The organism is Streptococcus salivarius, from assembly GCF_000785515.1.
In the GTDB taxonomy this organism is placed as follows: Bacteria; Bacillota; Bacilli; order Lactobacillales; family Streptococcaceae; genus Streptococcus; species Streptococcus salivarius.
In genome coordinates, this window is record NZ_CP009913.1 from 720,750 (window position 1) to 737,744 (window position 16,995).

Below are 16,995 nucleotides of genomic sequence, written 5' to 3' on the forward strand. Positions count from 1 at the left end.
CAGACAATAGATGGGAGTAGTAATGAGTAAGAAAACAATTTATATCGCAGGATTGGGCTTAATTGGTGGTTCCTTGGCTTTAGGGATTAAAAGAGGCCACCCTGATTATGAGATTCTTGGATATAATCGCTCTGACTATTCTCGAAATATTGCGCTTGAGCGTGGTATCGTTGACCGTGCAACCAGTGATTTCAAAGAATTTGCCCCACTTGCTGATGTGATTATCCTTGCAGTGCCAATTAAGCAAACTGTGGCCTACTTGCAGGAATTGGCTGACTTGGATCTCAAAGATAATGTCATCATCACAGACGCAGGATCTACTAAGTTGGATATCGTTGAGGCAGCTGAACGTTACCTAACAGGTAAAAATGTTCAGTTTGTAGGTTCCCACCCTATGGCTGGTTCCCATAAATCAGGGGCTATTGCAGCCGACGTGACGCTTTTTGAAAATGCCTATTATATTTTCACACCGACAAGTCTGACAAGAGAGACAACTATCCCAGAGCTTAAGGACATCTTGTCTGGGCTTAAGTCACGTTTTGTGGAGATTGATGCGGCTGAACACGATCGTGTAACCAGTCAAATCAGTCATTTTCCCCACCTTTTAGCATCTGGTCTTATGGAGCAGGCGGCTGATTATGCTCAGGCCCATGAGATGACCAATCACTTTGCGGCTGGGGGGTTCCGAGATATGACCCGTATTGCTGAGAGTGAACCGGGTATGTGGGCTTCCATTCTCATGACCAATGGGCCAGCTGTTTTGGATCGTATTGAAGATTTCAAAAAACGTTTGGACCATGTGGCTGACTTGATTAAGGCTGAGGATGAGAATGCCATTTGGGAGTTCTTTGACAATGGTCGTAAGAAGCGTAAAGAGATGGAAATCCACAAAAAGGGTGGCGTGGAAAGTGCCTTCGATATTTTCGTGGATGTGCCTGACCGTGAGGACGTTATCCTTAGCATTATGGAATTGTTGCGAGGAACGTCTTTGGTTAACCTTCGTATCAATGAAGAAAATCGCGAGGATATTCATGGTATCCTTCAAATTACTTTTAAAAATGAAAAAGATCGTTCACATGCTAAGACTGTTATTGAAGCCAATACAGACTATCATGTGGTGATCGCCTAGGAGAATAAAATGACAAATATTTATGATTTAGCAAATGAGTTGGAACGTGGCATTCGTGCCCTTCCTGAGTACAAAACTTTGGTAGAGAAAAAAGAAGCTATCGCAGCTGATGCTGAGGCTAGTGCTCTTTTCAAAGAGTTCACTGATTTCCAAGAGGATTTCTATGCTAAAATGCAAGCTGGTACAATGCCAACAGCAGAAGAACAAGCAGCTGTTCAAGAATTGGGGCAAAAAGTGGAAGCTAATGCCCTTTTGAAAGAATACTTGGCTGCACAACAAGGCTTGTCTGTTTATTTGAATGATATTGAACGTATCATCTTCAAACCTTTGCAAGAATTGAATAGCTAATCAGAGAGGGTATGTCAGTTGACAGGCCCTTTTCTGCATTCAAAAGAGATTGTCTAAGAATGAAGATCAAATATTAAGGAGGAAAATGATGGCTCGTAAAATTGGAATTATTGGTATGGGAAATGTTGGAGCTGCGGTAGCTCATGGAGCTATTGCTCAAGGTTTGGCTGATAGTTATGTCTTTATAGATATCAATGAGAAAAAGGCTGAGGCGGATGCCCAGGATTTTAAAGATGCTATGGCCAATCTGCCTAGCTATGCCAACATCGTGGTTAATGATTATGCAGCACTTGAAGATGCTGATGTGATTATTTCATCCCTTGGAAATATTCAGTTACAGCATAATGCCGGTGAGGACCGTTTTGCTGAATTTCCATTTACCCGAGAAGCTGTTTATCAGGTTTCTCAGGAACTCAAAAAATTGGATTTTAAAGGCATACTCTTGGTTATCTCAAACCCTGTAGATGCCGTATCAGCCCTCTATCAAGAGTTCACAGGTTGGCCAAGAGAACGTGTGATTGGGACAGGGACTCTACTCGATACAGCTAGAATGAAGGCAGCGGTAGGAGATGATTTATCAGTCAATCCAAAATCAGTATCCGGCTACAATCTTGGCGAACATGGGAATTCCCAATTTACAGCCTGGAGTCAAGTCAAGGTCAAAGGTCAAGATATTACAGTATTGACCAGTGAAGAAGAGCGTCAAAATCTTTTTATGGCTTCTATGAAGGGTGGCCACAATGTCTTTTATGGTAAGGGCTATACTTCTTATGGCATTGCCAGTGCGGCTCTTCGTTTGGTAGCCATTATCCTTTCGGATGCTCAAGAAGAAGTGGCAGTATCAAGCTATCAAGAAGCCTATCAAACCTATCTTGGCTATCCAGTCATCCTAGGGCGTCATGGGGTGGCTGCTCCAGTTCACTTGTCTTTGTCGGCTGAGGAAGATCGTCTTTTGGAGGAGTCTGCTAACTTAATTCGTAACCGTGTTCAAGAGGCAGTTGCCTTTCTAAGAGAAAAGTATACTAATACTAGAGAGTGAATATTTTGACAATTCAGTCTATGGTTGGGCTTTAAATTATGGTATAATGAGAGCAACTATAAATTTTTCAGGAGTAACCTATGAAACTAGAAACCAAGGCACAAGGTCTTCATGGCAGCTTGCGTATCCCTGGTGACAAGTCAATCAGTCACCGTTCGATTATGTTCGGAAGTCTTGCTAAAGGTGTGACAACTGTTCGTGATATTTTACGAGGTGAGGATGTCCTCTCAACCATGCAGGTCTTTCGTGATCTGGGTGTGACTATCGAGGATGACGGTGATGTGGTTCGCATTCACGGTGTTGGTTTTGATGGTCTCAAGGCTCCTCAAAACAAATTGGACATGGGTAACTCTGGAACATCCATTCGCTTGATTTCAGGTGTGCTCGCTGGTCAAGATTTCGATGTAGAGATGTTTGGGGATGATTCCCTTTCAAAACGCCCTATGGACCGTGTGACCATTCCCTTGCGTCAGATGGGTGTAGAGGTATCAGGTCAGACGGATCGCGATTTGCCACCTTTGAAAATGCATGGTAGCAAGTCTCTTAAACCTATTCATTACCAATTGCCTGTGGCCTCTGCTCAGGTTAAATCTGCCCTTATTTTTGCAGCTCTTCAAGTTGATGGCGAATCTGTTATCATCGAGAAGGAAAAAACACGTAACCATACGGAAGATATGATTCAGCAGTTTGGTGGTCAGCTTCAGGTAGATGGCAAGGAAATTCGTATTTCTGGTGGCCAAACTTTCACTGCTCAAGAAGTTGTGGTCCCAGGTGACATTTCTTCAGCTGCCTTTTGGTTGGTAGCAGGACTTGTGGTACCTAACTCTAAGATTGTCTTGGAAAATGTTGGTATCAATGAGACGCGTACGGGTATCATTGATGTGATCAAAGACATGGGTGGTAAGATTACCCTTTCAGATATTGACCAGGTTGCAAAATCTGCGACCATTACGGTTGAAACTTCAGAACTTAAAGGAACTGAAATTGGTGGAGATATCATTCCACGTTTGATTGATGAACTTCCAATTATCACACTCTTGGCGACACAAGCCCAAGGTAAGACTGTGATTCGTGATGCTGAAGAACTTAAGGTCAAAGAGACTGACCGTATTCAGGTGGTAGCGGATGCCTTGAATGCTATGGGTGCTGATATTGTACCAACTGAGGATGGTATGATTATCACTGGTAAGACGGCTCTTCATGGGGCAGAGGTTAATACCTTGGGTGACCACCGTATTGGTATGATGACAGCTATTGCTGCCCTTTTGGTTCAAGATGGTGAGGTTGACTTGCAACGTGCGGAAGCTATCAATACAAGTTACCCAAGCTTCTTTAGTGACTTGGAAGGATTGCTCCATGGCTAAGGTTTTATTGGGCTTTATGGGAGTTGGTAAGAGTTCCGTCGCCCCATACCTGGATGGTCGTTTCGTGGATATGGATCAGGTCATCGAGGAGAAAATCGGCATGTCCATTGCTGATTTTTTTGCAAAAGAAGGTGAAGCAGCCTTTCGTCAGATTGAGTCTGAGACTTTGGAGGAACTCCTTCAAGAGGGAGATGACGTCATCATCTCTACTGGAGGTGGTGTCGTTGTGACGGAGCGCAATCGTCAGCTCTTGACGAAAAATCGTAAGCATAACGTTTGGCTCCATGCTTCTTTCGATGTGGTCTATGATCGCATTGAAAAGGATACCAAGAATCAGCGCCCACTCTTTCTCAATCATTCCAAAGAGGATTTTAAGGCTATTTATGACGGTCGAATGGCACTCTATCAAGATTTAGCAGATTTGGTTGTCACAGTTGATAACCGAACGCCAGAAGAAGTAGCAAGGTTTATCAAATGTATGTAGGTTATTTGGGCCCTAGTGGGTCGTTTACGCATAATGCAGCCTTAAAGGCTTTTCCTGAGGCAGAATTGGTTTCTCTAGGTACCATTACCGAGGTTATCAAGTCTTATGAAGAGGGACGTGTGGATTATGCGGTCATTCCGGTGGAAAATTCCATTGAGGGCTCTGTTCATGAGAGTTTAGACTATCTCTTCCATCAGGCCGATATTCGTGCTGTGGCAGAGATTGTTCAGCCCATCAAGCAGCAGTTGATGGCGACGAAACATCATGAGAAAATTGAGAAAATCTTCTCACACCCACAGGCTATTGCCCAAGGGAAAAAATATATTAAACAGCATTTTCCACATGCCAAGATTGAGACAACAGCCAGTACAGCCTTTGCGGCGCGTTTTGTCGCTGATAATCCAGATCAGCCATATGCTGCAATCGCTCCGCATGCAGCTGCTAAGGAATACGGTCTTCAAATCTTGGCTAAGGATATTCAGGAGATTGAAAAGAATTATACCCGCTTTTGGGTGTTGGGGAACACCGTTCCTGAGATTCCGCTCAATCAGATTGATTGCAAATTAACGCTGGCCTTGACCCTGCCTGACAATATGCCAGGGGCACTTTACAAGGCCTTATCGACCTTTGCCTGGCGAGGCATTGACTTGACCAAGATAGAAAGTCGTCCTTTGAAGACGGTACTTGGCGAGTATTTCTTTATTATTGACTGTGATTATACAAAGGAAAAGTTGGCTCAGTTCGCTCTTGAAGAGCTGACTGCAGTTGGAATTGGATATAAAATCTTGGGTGCTTACCAAGTCTATGAAATTTAAAGGGAAATCTTATGACCAAATCTAACAATGGACCGTTTACGCATCATGAACGGTTACGTTACAGCTATCTTTTAAAAAATCTTGCTCACCTGAATGGACAGCAGGCCTCAGAATTCAATTATCTTCAAGGAAAGTTGGATGCCTATGAAGCTGAGCGGCGGTATCAAGCGCAAAGAGAGGACTATCAAGCAGCGTGGCGCCAGCCTTATGACAATCGTTCTGACTACTATCAAGAACGTGATTATGAGTCTGTCAATCAGCTAACTGAGGAAGGTTTGCCTGTCTATCGGGAGGAAGTCGCTCAAAGTAAACCTAAACGTAAAAAGGTTCAAAGACAAGCAACTCCTTCAGCAACGTCGGCTCCAAGGTCCAAGTCGCAAGTAGCCAAGAAAAAGCGACCAAAGAAAAAGAGAAGGCTCAAGAAAGTTGTTAAGCTGATGCTTAGTTGCTTGAGTCTTGGAGTTGTGTTCTTAGTGATAGCCATGGCTTATCAATTTTACAAGGGAACAGACCTTTCTGCTGCGGGTAATAATGGTAAATCCTACCAGCCTGCCATAGTTGAGACCTTTAATGGCAAGGATACCAAGGATGGGGTCAATATCCTTATTCTAGGTTCTGACCAACGCGTTAGCCAAGAATCTACCGATGCCAGAACAGACTCCATTATGGTGGTCAATGTGGGCAATAAAGAAGGTAAGGTTAAGATGGTTAGCTTTATGCGAGACACCTTGGTCAATATCAAGGGGGCTTCAGAAACCGACTATTCTCAGGACTTGAAACTCAATACGGCCTTCAATATTGGTGAGCAAAATAATCATCAAGGGGCAGAGCTCATGCGGGAGACGCTCAAACGAAATTTTGATATTGATATCAAGTACTATGCCATGGTTGACTTTGAAACCTTTGCGACAGGGGTTGATACCCTCTTCCCAAATGGTGTAGAAATCAATGCGAAGTTTGCGACCATTGATGGTAAAAAAGTGTCTTCGGTCCAAGTTCCAGATGATTTGAAGATGGACAAGAACGGTCACGTGCCAAATCAAACCATTAAAGTTGGTAAGCAAGATATGGATGGCCGCACCCTTCTGAATTATGCCCGTTTTCGTAAGGATGACGAGGGTGACTATGGCCGTACCAAGCGCCAGCAACAAGTGATGCAGGCTGTCATGAAGCAGCTTAAGAATCCACTTAGCCTCTTCAAAGGGCCTGAGGCTTTGGGGAAGGTTTACTCACTGACCTCAACCAATATGAGTATGACGGACATGTTGGACTTGGGGCTTTCAAATGCCGGTAGTTTCAAAAAAGGTATCAATTCGCAAACCATTCCTTCGGATGGTGATTGGATTGACAGCTATGATTTGTATGGCGGTCAAGGAATTGAAATTGATTTTGACACTTATCAGGATAAATTAAAGGAACTAGGATTTAGATAAGAAAAGAAGCAGATTCACACTGAACCTGCTTCTTTTTTGGTATTAAGAGCTTGTATAAGCGCCATGTATAAGAGTTTTAGAAAATGATAGAGCAAATAGGTCATGATAAGAAGAATAATGACGAACTCTACCTTATAAATCAATTGGGTAGCTGGATTGACTAAACCCAGACTGGTGGTAGCTGCCTTAAAAGCATTGACACTATTGACCAAGGGAAAGCTAAAAGCTGCAAAAAGTGGCATAAAGCCTTTTCTAACCAGTTTTACAAAGAGATTAAGAGCGTAGAAAAAGAATGCTTGTGAGAATAGAAGTAGGGCAAGTAAAATAATAGTTGCAGGTCTTTGATTACTCTTGATTGAGCTGGTAATAAGAAGGGCCAGAGGTGCTGCTAAAATAGCAAGTATAGGCTGATATAGGTGAGGGATGGCTATCTGTTTCATTCTCCATAAGACAAGTGGAAAGAGGACCAGAGTCGCTAATCCCGTTACTCCCAGAATAAGTCCCTTGATGCTAGTAGGAACACTAGCCGGTACTGTCACAAGACTGATAGCAGGGCCAACGTAGACCACGAACCAGCTTGGAAAGACTTGGTTCAAAGATAGTGGGCGCATAAAACGCAGACTGAAAAATATAATATAGGCAATATAAAGTCCAAGGAGTCCAAGCCAAGTCACACTCAATCCTGTTTGAGCTAGTGGGAGGCGGCTGCCAAAGAGAAAAGCAGCCATAAAGAAGCTAGCAAAGGCCGAAGCAATGACTGGATTTCGCAAATCTTCTCTTATTTGTTCAAATCCAAGAATCAAGCGTCCCAGTATAAGTATAAAACCTATACTGGCTAAACACCAAATACCCTGAGCAATCAGGGTATAGTGGCTTATTTGATTGGATAAACTAAAGAGGGCAAGAACTAGACTAGATAGGGCCAAGGGAATTTTCTTAAAAAATACCTTCATTGGTCCACCGGCCTTTCTAGCTAGCTGCAAGAATGTGACGAAGCTGAACCGCACTCGGAGATACAATTGGAAGGAAGACGCCTTCATTCCAACGACGGATAAAGCTTGACTCTGATTCTTTCAAATAGCCACGACCACCACTAGCTTGAAGTTCGAGGAGCAAGCTGTTGGCTACGACATCGACAATATCGATACGCAATTGGAAAAGTTCACGTGGTTTTTCAATGAAATAATCGGCATCATTAAGCCCTGCAAAGAGTTGGTCTTGGATAGCAAGAAGATTTTCACGTGTAGCTTCAAATTCTTCACGAAGAACGCTACGGTTACTGTTTAGACTAGCTTCAACCTCATCAAGAGAACGTTTAGCCAAACCAAAGGCAAGACCAAATTGGAAACCAAGGAAGTTTGGACGTGTTTTGGCAATATAGTCCGTACCTTCTTTTGAAAGGATCCAATTAGGATCTAACTTAACGTGATCGAAAGTAAGAGAGGCAGTGTTAGCACCTTGAAGGGAAACAAATTCCAAATCTTCAGAACGGCTAAGTCCCTCAGCTTCAGATGGAATAGTGATAATCCAAGGTTGGCTACCGTCTTTAAAGTCAGCAGCAAAGAGAGCAGCAAATTTATCAGAACGAAGGTTAGTTACCCAAGGCAAACGACCATCAAGATAGTAGTCATCGCCTTCTTGACTGATGGTAACATTCAATTCTTCAATATCTGACAAGAATTTGACCGCATTTGACAAGCCAGTTCCACCAGCACGCTCACCGGTATACAATTCTTTCAACCATGTTTCACGAGGATAAGCATTGTCGCTAGCTAGGATATACTCGATGAAAGTACGGTGTCCCCAAGAAATAAAGGAAGCTGTCAAAGAGTGTTGTGCCAATTCATCAAGCACATCAACGACTTGAGTAGGACCACCACCTAGGCCATCAAACTCAGCAGGTACGCCGATTTTAAAGACGTCGTTTTCAGCAATTTTTTCAAGAAGTTGGTCCGCAATGGGTCCAGACTCTTGGTCAATATGGTCAGCGTTGGTATCCAACCAAGTAAGAAATTCTTTTGAAAAATGTGACATAGGCTTAGGTCCTCCTCTAGTTTATCCTTTGGTTTTGAATTAAGCGAATTCTTGAAGTTCAGGGTTAATCGGTGTTTGTGCGAGATTGTTAGCGTAGTTACACAAGCTAGCAAGGCTGACACCCAAGATAACGTCAAGGGCATTTTGAGCAGTGTAACCAGCTTCCAAGAAGTCATTGTAGGCTTCATCACCAACAGCACCTTTGGTATTAATCACGGCAATAGTGAATTTAGCAAGGGTATCAAGTTTTGGATCGTCTTCGATTGGTGTACGGTTACGAAGGGCTTCCAAAAGCTGTGGTGTCATTTGGATTTGCTTGATTGAAAAGGCTGTGTGACCTGCCACACAGAAGGCACAGCCATTAGTAACAGCAGCTGTAATTTGAACAACCTCACGTTCAGTTGGTGTCAATGAATTGCGACGGTTGATTTCACCGACAGTACGGTAAGTTTCAAGCGCAGTTGGCGCATTAGCAAGGAGACCAATCAAGTTTGGAATGTATCCCCCATTGGCATCTTTGACTGTTTGAAGGACGTCTTTGACTTCTTCTGGTGCAGTTTCGATTGTATGAATGGTAATATCTGGCATGATTATTCTCCTTTATATAGAAACGACATCTAGCCAAATTGCTGAGCCGTTAAATTTTTTGTCATGGACCTATGATAGCACTGTATGGCTTTTCTGAAAAATCTATATTATTTATGGCCAGCCATAAATTTGATTTATATGTGCTATAATGGAGGATAGTAAAAGGCTTTTGAAGGTATGTTTAAGCCCTATAAAAGTAAAGAAAGTTGAATTATGTTAAATAAAAACGCTATTGTAGAAGTTGAAATTGTCGATTTGACACATGAAGGAGCAGGGGTAGCCAAGGTGGATGGCTTTGTCTTTTTCGTGGATAATGCCCTCCCAGGTGAAGTCATCAAGATGCGCGTGCTTAAGCTCAAGAAAAATATCGGCTTTGGTAAGGTTGAGGAGTATGTGACCCTTTCACCAAACCGTAATCAGGACATTGATGCAACCTATCTCCGTTCAGGAATAGCTGATTTTGGGCATATGACTTACGAGGAGCAGCTCAAGTTCAAGCGTAAACAAGTTGTGGACAACCTCTACAAGACAGCAGGTATCTCAGACGTAGAAGTCGCTGAAACATTGGGGATGGATACACCGTACGCTTACCGTAATAAGGCGCAGGTGCCCGTTCGCCGTGTTAAAGGTCAGCTTGAAACAGGTTTCTACCGCAAGAATTCGCACGACTTGATTCCAATTGAAGATTTCCTTATTCAAGACAAGGAAATTGATAAACTCATTGTCTTTGTCCGTGACCTTCTACGCCGCTATGACCTCAAACCTTATGATGAGAAGGAGCAGACAGGTTTGATTCGTCATTTGGTAGTTCGTCGTGGTCATTATTCAGGTCAGATGATGTTGGTCTTTGTAACGACCAGACCAAAAGTTTTCCGTATTGACCAGGTTATTGCTAAGATTACGGAAGCCTTCCCGAGTGTCGTTTCTATCATCCAAAACATCAACGATAAGAACACTAACGCCATCTTTGGTAAGGAGTTCCGCACCCTTTATGGCCAAGACACCATCACAGACAGTATGTTGGGCAATGACTATGAGATCTCTGCCCAGTCTTTCTATCAGGTTAACACCGAGATGGCTGAAAAACTCTATCAAACTGCCATTGACTTCTCAGATCTAAACAGTGACAGCATTGTTATTGATGCCTATTCAGGAATCGGGACAATCGGTTTGTCATTTGCAAAACAGGTCAAGGAAGTCTACGGCGTTGAAGTCATCGAAACAGCTGTCGAAGATGCCAAGAAAAATGCAGAACGCAACGGCATTACAAATGCCCACTATGTGGCTGACTCAGCTGAAAATGCCATGGCCAAGTGGAGCAAGGATGGCATCGAACCAGACGTTATCATTGTGGACCCACCACGCAAGGGCTTGACAGAAAGCTTCATCAAAGCCAGCGTTGCCATGCAACCTGAGAAGATTACCTATGTCTCATGTAACCCAGCAACCATGGCGCGTGATATCAAACGCTATCAAGAGTTGGGTTATAAGTTGAAGAAAGTCCAGCCGGTTGATTTGTTTCCACAAACGCATCATGTCGAGTGTGTGAGTTTATTGGTAAAACGCAGTTAAACATCTCGCTTTTATATTTCAAGGCGAGATGCTTCAAAGCTCCACTGGAGCTTTGAACTCCCGCAAACGCATCATGTTGAGGCGGTATCACTGCTTGTACGAGCTGAGGCGTCAGCGAAGTAGAAGCAGATGTTCAGCCCATGCGACAAGGTGAGACCGAAGGTCGAGAAGGTGCCCTGGGGCATAGCTGTCGTAGAGTAAGGAGTTTACGACGAAACGATACGGTAACAGCGAACCGCCGAGTGTGTGAGTTTATTGGTAAGACGCAGTTAAACATCTCGCTTTTACATTTCAAGGCGAGATGCTTCAAAGCTCCAGTGGAGCTTTGAACTCCCGCAGACGCATCATGTTGAGGTAGTATCACTGCTTGTACGAGCTACGAAGTAGCATAGTAGAAACGGAAGGCCCACCATATTGAACTAATATAAGTTTTAAAAATCCTGTAGACCAATGCAAATTTTGGAGGTGTAGATTATGGCTTCAAGTAAAGAATATTTAGATTTCATTTTAGAACAATTGTCCGAGTTGGAAGAAATATCATATAGAGCAATGATGGGTGAGTATATAATTTATTATCGAGGGAAAATTATAGGTGGAATTTATGATGATAGATTTTTAGTGAAGCCTGTCAAATCTGCAATTGCGTATATGCCGAATGTAGAATACGAATTGCCGTATGAAGGTGCAAAGGAAATGCTATTGGTAGATGATGTTGACAACAAAGAATATTTAACCGGCTTATTCAATTCAATGTATGATGAATTACCTGTACCCAAACCAAAGAAAAAGAAATAATAAAATTTGAAGTTGTGGGGAAGTGAAGATGGATTTTAATAAGATGATTCCGGAATTATCGGTTTTTGATATTAATAAAACAAAAAAATTCTATAGCAGATTAGGATTCAAAATAGAATACGAACGCAATGATGAAAGGTTTGTTTTCATGTCTTTTCAAGGTAGTCAGTTTATGTTTGAACAAATTCATGATGATGGGTGGAACACAGGCGAATTAAGTTATCCCTTGGGAAGAGGTATAAATTTTTCAATAGCAGTCGAAGATGTTGAAGGAATTTATAAATTAGTGAAAGCTCTAAATTTTGAAATATATAGAGAACTAACAAGAAATCAATATCAAGTTAATGGTGCAGAAGAAACACAAATTGAGTTCTTAATACAAGATCCCAATGGATATTTATTAAGATTTACAAATTGATAAATGCCAATTTGTTGAATTTAGCAAGGTACAAGTTTTTATGAGATGAAACCTATAAAACTTGTACAGATATTGTAGGGTAGGAAAAGAAGTCTTCCTCTATACTAAAATAAACCGAAAGAAAGGAGGGATTGAAATGAATATTATCAAGTCATTTAACAATACGATTGATTATCTTGAAACAGTTCTTGATGATGAGATTGACGAAAAGAAAGTAACTCAGCTATCCGGATACTCTTATTCTATGTTCAGCCGATTGTTCTCTATTCTAACCGAAACAACGCTATCAGAATATATAAGAAGCAGAAAATTGACGGAAGCTGCCGTTATATTAAGAGATACGGACGAAAAGATTATTGATGTTGCCTTAAAATTCGGATATGAGTCATCGGATTCATTTGGAACTGCATTTAAGAATTTTCATGGATTTACTCCTTCTGAGGTAAGAAACGGGAAACCGTTCAAATTAGTATCACGAGTGCAATTAGCATTAAGTGTAAGAGGAGGAAGAAGCATGAATATTACAATTCAAAAGAAAAAAACCTTTACGGTTGCAGGAGTAAATGAACAAAGCATCAATTCATCATTATGTCCAAGTGTCTGGGATAAGCTGTATGAAAAATATAGCCACGATGAACTTGCAAGTTTGGGAAACGGTCAAAGTGTTGGCGTTTGCCATGATGTGGAAAACCCAAGTACAATAAACTATATGGCTGGTTATATCGTTAATGATGTAGATAAAGCCACAAGTATGGGCTTAGATGTTTTGGAAGTGGAAGAAGCGGAGTATGCAGTTGTAGAATTAGTAGGAAGTGTTCCGGAGTGCATTCATAACGGGTGGAAATATGCAATGGAAGTATTCTTCCCTGAGCATGGCTATATTCATTCAGAAAAACCTGACTTTGAATATTACTATGAAGGTGATATGCACAGCAAAGACTACAAAATGGAACTTTGGATTCCGATAACTAAAGCTTAAAAACCAGCTTGTCGAGCTGGAAAATTCCAGTTTGCCGAGGTAATACCTTTTAACGATAACCTCAAGCTATCGTTAAATAGTTTAGTGGATATGTTTCCGCATACAACTCAACTTCTTGACATACTTGGTGTTCACTCGTTTTAGGTTGATGGAGTATCGCTGCTTGTGTGAGCTGAGCCATCAGTGAAGTAGAAGCAGATGTACGTCCTATGTAAGGTACACCCAAGAAAACGAGCAAGGCGAAGTTTGATTAGCTATGTGCTACTGCAGACTGAGAACGTAGTTCTGTTGACTAAAGCACACAAGTAAAAGTGAAAAAATCTTAAAATATAAATATATTGAATCAAGAGACCAACTAATGAAGAAATTTTAGTACTGCACTTGACTATGAACTTGTCACAAATTCTTCTAAAGAGTTTATGGAATTATATAATGGAATTTATTTTTAAACAAAGACAAATTAGAAGTTCTGGAGGGTTGATTTATGGGTGATGTTATTCTTGAACAATTAGCATCAGATGATAAGGAGCAATTTATATTAGATAATCAGGAAGCATTTAATTATGGTGCAATGGTGGAGTTTGGTCATAGAGATAACCACTTCGAAGAAGATGGACAAATTATTTCAAGAAAAACAATTGAACAGTCTATTGCCGACGGAAAGGCTTATCGTATCATATACAATAATAAAAAAGTCGGTGGAATTGTAATAAATGTTAATGGTGAAAAAGGAGAACTGGATTTGCTGTTTGTATCTCCAAATGTTCATAGTAAGGGAATTGGTTATGCTGCATGGTGTGAGATTGAAAAAATGTATCCTCAAGTAAAACTTTGGGGGACAGTAACTCCATATTTTGAACAACGCAATATTCATTTTTATGTAAACAGATGTGGCTTTCACATTGTAGAGTTCTTCAATAAGCATCATCCCGATCCTAACGAAACAGATAGTATGGATGAAGAAATTGATTCACAATTTCGAGATGGGATGTTTAGATTTGAGAAGAGAATAGATTAGCATTTTTGAATTTGCTGAGATAAAATAACTTTCAGTTTTGTCTAGAATGATAATTCCCAGTTTGTCGAAGTAATACCTTTAAATGATAACCTTTTGAGATCGTTAAAAGCTCTGTAGACATGTTTCAATATACAGATAGGTTTACTGACATACATAGTGTTCACTCGTTTCATGTTGAGGCGGTATCACTGCTTGTAAAATCTGAAAAATAAATTTGCGTAGCGCCGTAAAGTTTAAATGGAGGGTTATCGATGGTTATATTGGAATTTTATCAAGGTGATTATCAAAAGGAATTAGTCGCGTTTGATTCTTTAGATGAGGGTAAAGCCTTTGTAGCTCAAATCCCTGGGTATACTATAGAAACAGAAGATGGGTTTGAAGTGGAGTATGTGAACCCAAAATACTTGCCGGATTATATGGAAATTGTCTTTAACGGAAATATTGTTCCTCTATCTAGATTTTCGTTCAATTCTGAGGAAAATGTGGACATTATTTGGAAAGAGATTTCGAATCTATCCGTTAAAAACGATAAAGTGATCGAAGGCTATTCAAAAATCGACGCGTATGTCGTTAACAACGATGAAGTGAAAGCCTATGTCGAAGCCAGAGAAGCGAACTATCGCAAGGCAAAAGACTTCATAGAACGCAGTGGATATGAAGCCGACAGAAGCTTTTTCGGAAGTGAAGACGGCGAAGCGATTCTCTACAGAAAACGCGGTGGCGAAGATTGGCACTTCTTGTGTCACTTAGACCCGCTGTTTGTAGAGATTGAAGATGTAGAAGGATATGTGAAAGAAGAGATTCAATCGTTAAAACACTGAGTTTTGAGAGTTTATGATTCAGTTAATGTGAAATGGTTTGTTAGAAAAGCAAAGATAAATTTATGTTCTAATCAGAAACAGAATATAATTTTTAAAAGCATGAGAACCCCAATAGATGAAAGCATCTGTTGGGGTTCTCATGTTTTAGTTTGGGAACTTATAGGGAACTAGATAGTTCATACGATGATATTGCTGTAGAAATCGAAAAGGTTCAGATTAGATAGAGTTAGCGGTAATTTTTTAATTATATGCTTTCACACGTTTATTTCGAAAATAAATTGCAATAGGTGTAATGAGCATATATAGCAGGGTTAAAATAATAAAAAATCCGATATCGGCATCCAAAAATACATAAACGATATTAAAGCCAAAATGCATGAAAATAGAATAAATCAGATTGTTATATTTTTCCAAAATAATATTCATACAAATAGTAATAGATGTAATCACAACTATATTAGCAATAATATAAGGAACTGCACGCCAGTCCGTAAATTTTGAATCTACAACCCACAGAAGTGTATGCCAGAAACACCAGACTAGGCCTTGGTAAATAGAGGATTTTAAAAAATGATATTTTTTATTAAATTCTTCTCTCATATAACCACGCCACCCTAATTCTTCACCAGTCGGACCTGATGTAAATGATAAGAATATACTTAGTGGCAATGATACGGTTCCTAGATTAATGTAGGAGAACATTGTTTTTTGGGTAATTAGTGAGTAGATGAAGAGTGATAATATACTGAGCCCAAATGTAAGACCAAATGAAGATAGAAGTGGGAGTAATGATACTTTAGCAGAGAAACACCGCTTAAGGAAAGTTGTTCTTTTCTCATCAGTCCTGAAATACTTCCATCCAAATAAAAGAAGGTATGATGGAGACCATGCGACGAGATTTCGTACAATCCACATGATAACAGGTGGAACCTTAAATACTAAACTTGCAGGAGCTGCTACAAAAATAATGAGTGCCCAAACAAGGACATAAGAACTGATGATGTATCTTTTTAAATAATTTACATTCATTTAGTTATCCTCTTTCTTCGGCTGTATAGATAACCAGTTCACTCTTAATTCCATTCAATTCAATTATATTATCTGAATCAGGTGAATCGAATGGTTCAGTTTTTTGCCCATTTTTTTCATAATAAATGTTTGTTCCAATCCCTTTGGTAACAGCAGTAAATAGGCTGTTTTCAGGAATACGAATTCTGGAAGTTGCTGAAATCTGGTTAATGTCAACTTCACCGTTTAATGAATGACATAATACTTCCATATCAAGATTACAGTTTATTTTTACTTTACCTGAAATATCTTCTAGGGTAATACGAGATGTTTTAAGGTCAAGTTCGATATTGTCACATTCTAGGGAGTGAATTTCTACAGACTCTGCACGAACCGCGCATTCAATGTGACTAATATAGCGAGTTGGGATTTGCACAAAGATACTGACCGTTTCTTTAGCCGTTGCCTCTGTTATACCATTGTAACGTTTTACATCTAGGTCAATTCTTTTTCTACTATCATCAATTTTTACTTTAAAATCATTTTGAAGTGTAGAAAGAAGATTGGATACCAGACGAACTCGAATTTTTTCTCCATTGTATCCGGACAATACAAACTTTTCTGCGCCTCCAAATTTCATATCATAGCTCTTGATCTTATCGATATCATACTCTGTGATACTCTCAAAAAGATATTCGCTTGTATTAAGAGTAGTTCTTTCATTACAGATTAACTCATCGATAGAGATGTTAAATAGGTTTGAAATGGATATCATATTTTCGATATCTGGAATTCCAGCACCAGTTTCCCACTTTGTTACAGCTTGTCTTGATACACCGATTTTTTCAGCTAAAAGTTCTTGTGACATCCCTACTTGTTTACGTATGGATTTTAATTTTTCAGCAAATGTCATGTTGTATGACCTCCTCTATTTTCTATGATGTAATTTGTCATAAAGTAGCAATATGACTGATTTTAGTATAGAATAAACGAAGATTACAGCACAAGCAAGTATCGGTTGCATTCTCATTATTTTTGCTACTTTGCGTGGCATTCACTGTTCTGACGCGGATTTTTAGCGTTTTTTATCATAGTTTTATTAAAATATAGATGTATACTGAAATCATACGTTGTGGTATTTTTACAGTTT

Annotated in this window: 18 protein-coding genes; 13 read left to right on the forward strand and 5 right to left on the reverse strand. The window is 40.2% G+C overall.

Features of this window, described 5'->3' with window-relative positions; translation table 11 throughout:
* Nucleotides 1-22 precede the first annotated feature (22 nt).
* From SSAL8618_RS03605 to SSAL8618_RS03635, 7 genes are all read left to right on the forward strand, one after another.
* The gene (locus SSAL8618_RS03605; protein WP_038675657.1) at nucleotides 23-1,129 is read left to right on the forward strand and encodes a prephenate dehydrogenase; all 1,107 of its coding nucleotides are present in this window, start codon (nucleotides 23-25) and stop codon (nucleotides 1,127-1,129) included.
* A gap of 9 nt (nucleotides 1,130-1,138) precedes the next feature.
* Nucleotides 1,139-1,477 carry a YlbF/YmcA family competence regulator gene (locus tag SSAL8618_RS03610; protein ID WP_002890462.1) on the forward strand — a complete coding sequence of 113 codons (339 nt, stop codon included), beginning with the start codon at nucleotides 1,139-1,141 and terminating at the stop codon, nucleotides 1,475-1,477.
* Nucleotides 1,478-1,565: 88 nt separating this feature from the next.
* A complete protein-coding gene (locus tag SSAL8618_RS03615; protein ID WP_038675658.1) occupies nucleotides 1,566-2,516 on the forward strand; it encodes an L-lactate dehydrogenase in 951 nt (316 codons plus the stop codon).
* Nucleotides 2,517-2,596: 80 nt separating this feature from the next.
* Nucleotides 2,597-3,880, forward strand: coding sequence for a 3-phosphoshikimate 1-carboxyvinyltransferase (gene aroA / locus SSAL8618_RS03620; protein ID WP_038675659.1), 1,284 nt, complete (start codon nucleotides 2,597-2,599; stop codon nucleotides 3,878-3,880).
* A complete protein-coding gene (locus tag SSAL8618_RS03625; protein WP_037597597.1) occupies nucleotides 3,873-4,364 on the forward strand; it encodes a shikimate kinase in 492 nt (163 codons plus the stop codon). Before aroA ends, SSAL8618_RS03625 begins: the two co-directional genes overlap by 8 nt.
* The gene (gene pheA / locus SSAL8618_RS03630; protein WP_002890467.1) at nucleotides 4,355-5,179 is read left to right on the forward strand and encodes a prephenate dehydratase; all 825 of its coding nucleotides are present in this window, start codon (nucleotides 4,355-4,357) and stop codon (nucleotides 5,177-5,179) included. The genes SSAL8618_RS03625 and pheA overlap by 10 nt, the downstream gene beginning before the upstream one ends.
* Before the next feature lie 11 nt (nucleotides 5,180-5,190).
* A complete protein-coding gene (locus SSAL8618_RS03635; RefSeq protein WP_038675660.1) occupies nucleotides 5,191-6,612 on the forward strand; it encodes an LCP family protein in 1,422 nt (473 codons plus the stop codon).
* 14 nt (nucleotides 6,613-6,626) lie between these two features.
* Here the strand turns inward: SSAL8618_RS03635 and SSAL8618_RS03640 are convergent, their stop codons facing one another.
* Genes SSAL8618_RS03640 through SSAL8618_RS03650 form a run of 3 tightly spaced genes read right to left on the reverse strand, consistent with a single transcriptional unit; the run spans nucleotide 6,627 to nucleotide 9,234 of the window.
* Entirely contained in the window at nucleotides 6,627-7,565 is a 939-nt protein-coding gene (locus SSAL8618_RS03640; protein ID WP_038675661.1) for an SLAC1 family transporter, read from the reverse strand.
* Nucleotides 7,566-7,581: 16 nt separating this feature from the next.
* Nucleotides 7,582-8,646 (reverse strand): acyl-CoA dehydrogenase family protein, encoded by a 1,065-nt coding sequence (locus SSAL8618_RS03645; RefSeq protein WP_038675662.1) that lies wholly within the window; start codon nucleotides 8,644-8,646, stop codon nucleotides 7,582-7,584.
* 39 nt (nucleotides 8,647-8,685) lie between these two features.
* On the reverse strand, nucleotides 8,686-9,234 hold the full coding sequence (locus SSAL8618_RS03650; protein ID WP_002885920.1) for a carboxymuconolactone decarboxylase family protein: 549 nt from the start codon (nucleotides 9,232-9,234) through the stop codon (nucleotides 8,686-8,688).
* A gap of 213 nt (nucleotides 9,235-9,447) precedes the next feature.
* Between SSAL8618_RS03650 and rlmD the strand changes: the two genes are divergently transcribed.
* The 6 genes from rlmD to SSAL8618_RS03680 all read left to right on the forward strand — a co-directional run bounded on the left by rlmD (nucleotide 9,448) and on the right by SSAL8618_RS03680 (nucleotide 14,837).
* Nucleotides 9,448-10,806, forward strand: coding sequence for a 23S rRNA (uracil(1939)-C(5))-methyltransferase RlmD (gene rlmD / locus SSAL8618_RS03655; protein ID WP_038675663.1), 1,359 nt, complete (start codon nucleotides 9,448-9,450; stop codon nucleotides 10,804-10,806).
* Between the two features lie 474 nt (nucleotides 10,807-11,280).
* Nucleotides 11,281-11,601, forward strand: coding sequence for a TfoX/Sxy family protein (locus tag SSAL8618_RS03660; protein ID WP_038675664.1), 321 nt, complete (start codon nucleotides 11,281-11,283; stop codon nucleotides 11,599-11,601).
* Between the two features lie 28 nt (nucleotides 11,602-11,629).
* A complete protein-coding gene (locus SSAL8618_RS03665; RefSeq protein WP_038675665.1) occupies nucleotides 11,630-12,019 on the forward strand; it encodes a bleomycin resistance protein in 390 nt (129 codons plus the stop codon).
* Between the two features lie 136 nt (nucleotides 12,020-12,155).
* Nucleotides 12,156-12,998 (forward strand): AraC family transcriptional regulator, encoded by an 843-nt coding sequence (locus tag SSAL8618_RS03670; RefSeq protein WP_038675666.1) that lies wholly within the window; start codon nucleotides 12,156-12,158, stop codon nucleotides 12,996-12,998.
* A gap of 484 nt (nucleotides 12,999-13,482) precedes the next feature.
* Entirely contained in the window at nucleotides 13,483-14,016 is a 534-nt protein-coding gene (locus SSAL8618_RS03675; protein WP_002886129.1) for a GNAT family N-acetyltransferase, read from the forward strand.
* Nucleotides 14,017-14,267: 251 nt separating this feature from the next.
* Nucleotides 14,268-14,837, forward strand: coding sequence for a hypothetical protein (locus SSAL8618_RS03680; protein ID WP_038675667.1), 570 nt, complete (start codon nucleotides 14,268-14,270; stop codon nucleotides 14,835-14,837).
* Between the two features lie 240 nt (nucleotides 14,838-15,077).
* Here SSAL8618_RS03680 and SSAL8618_RS03685 read toward each other — a convergent pair whose 3' ends face one another.
* Nucleotides 15,078-15,866: a CPBP family intramembrane glutamic endopeptidase gene (locus tag SSAL8618_RS03685; RefSeq protein ID WP_038675668.1), complete on the reverse strand. Its 789-nt coding sequence runs from the start codon at nucleotides 15,864-15,866 to the stop codon at nucleotides 15,078-15,080.
* Nucleotides 15,867-15,870: 4 nt separating this feature from the next.
* Nucleotides 15,871-16,758, reverse strand: a complete 888-nt coding sequence (locus SSAL8618_RS03690; RefSeq protein ID WP_038675669.1) for a helix-turn-helix domain-containing protein — start codon at nucleotides 16,756-16,758, stop codon at nucleotides 15,871-15,873.
* Between the last annotated feature and the right edge of the window lie 237 nt (nucleotides 16,759-16,995).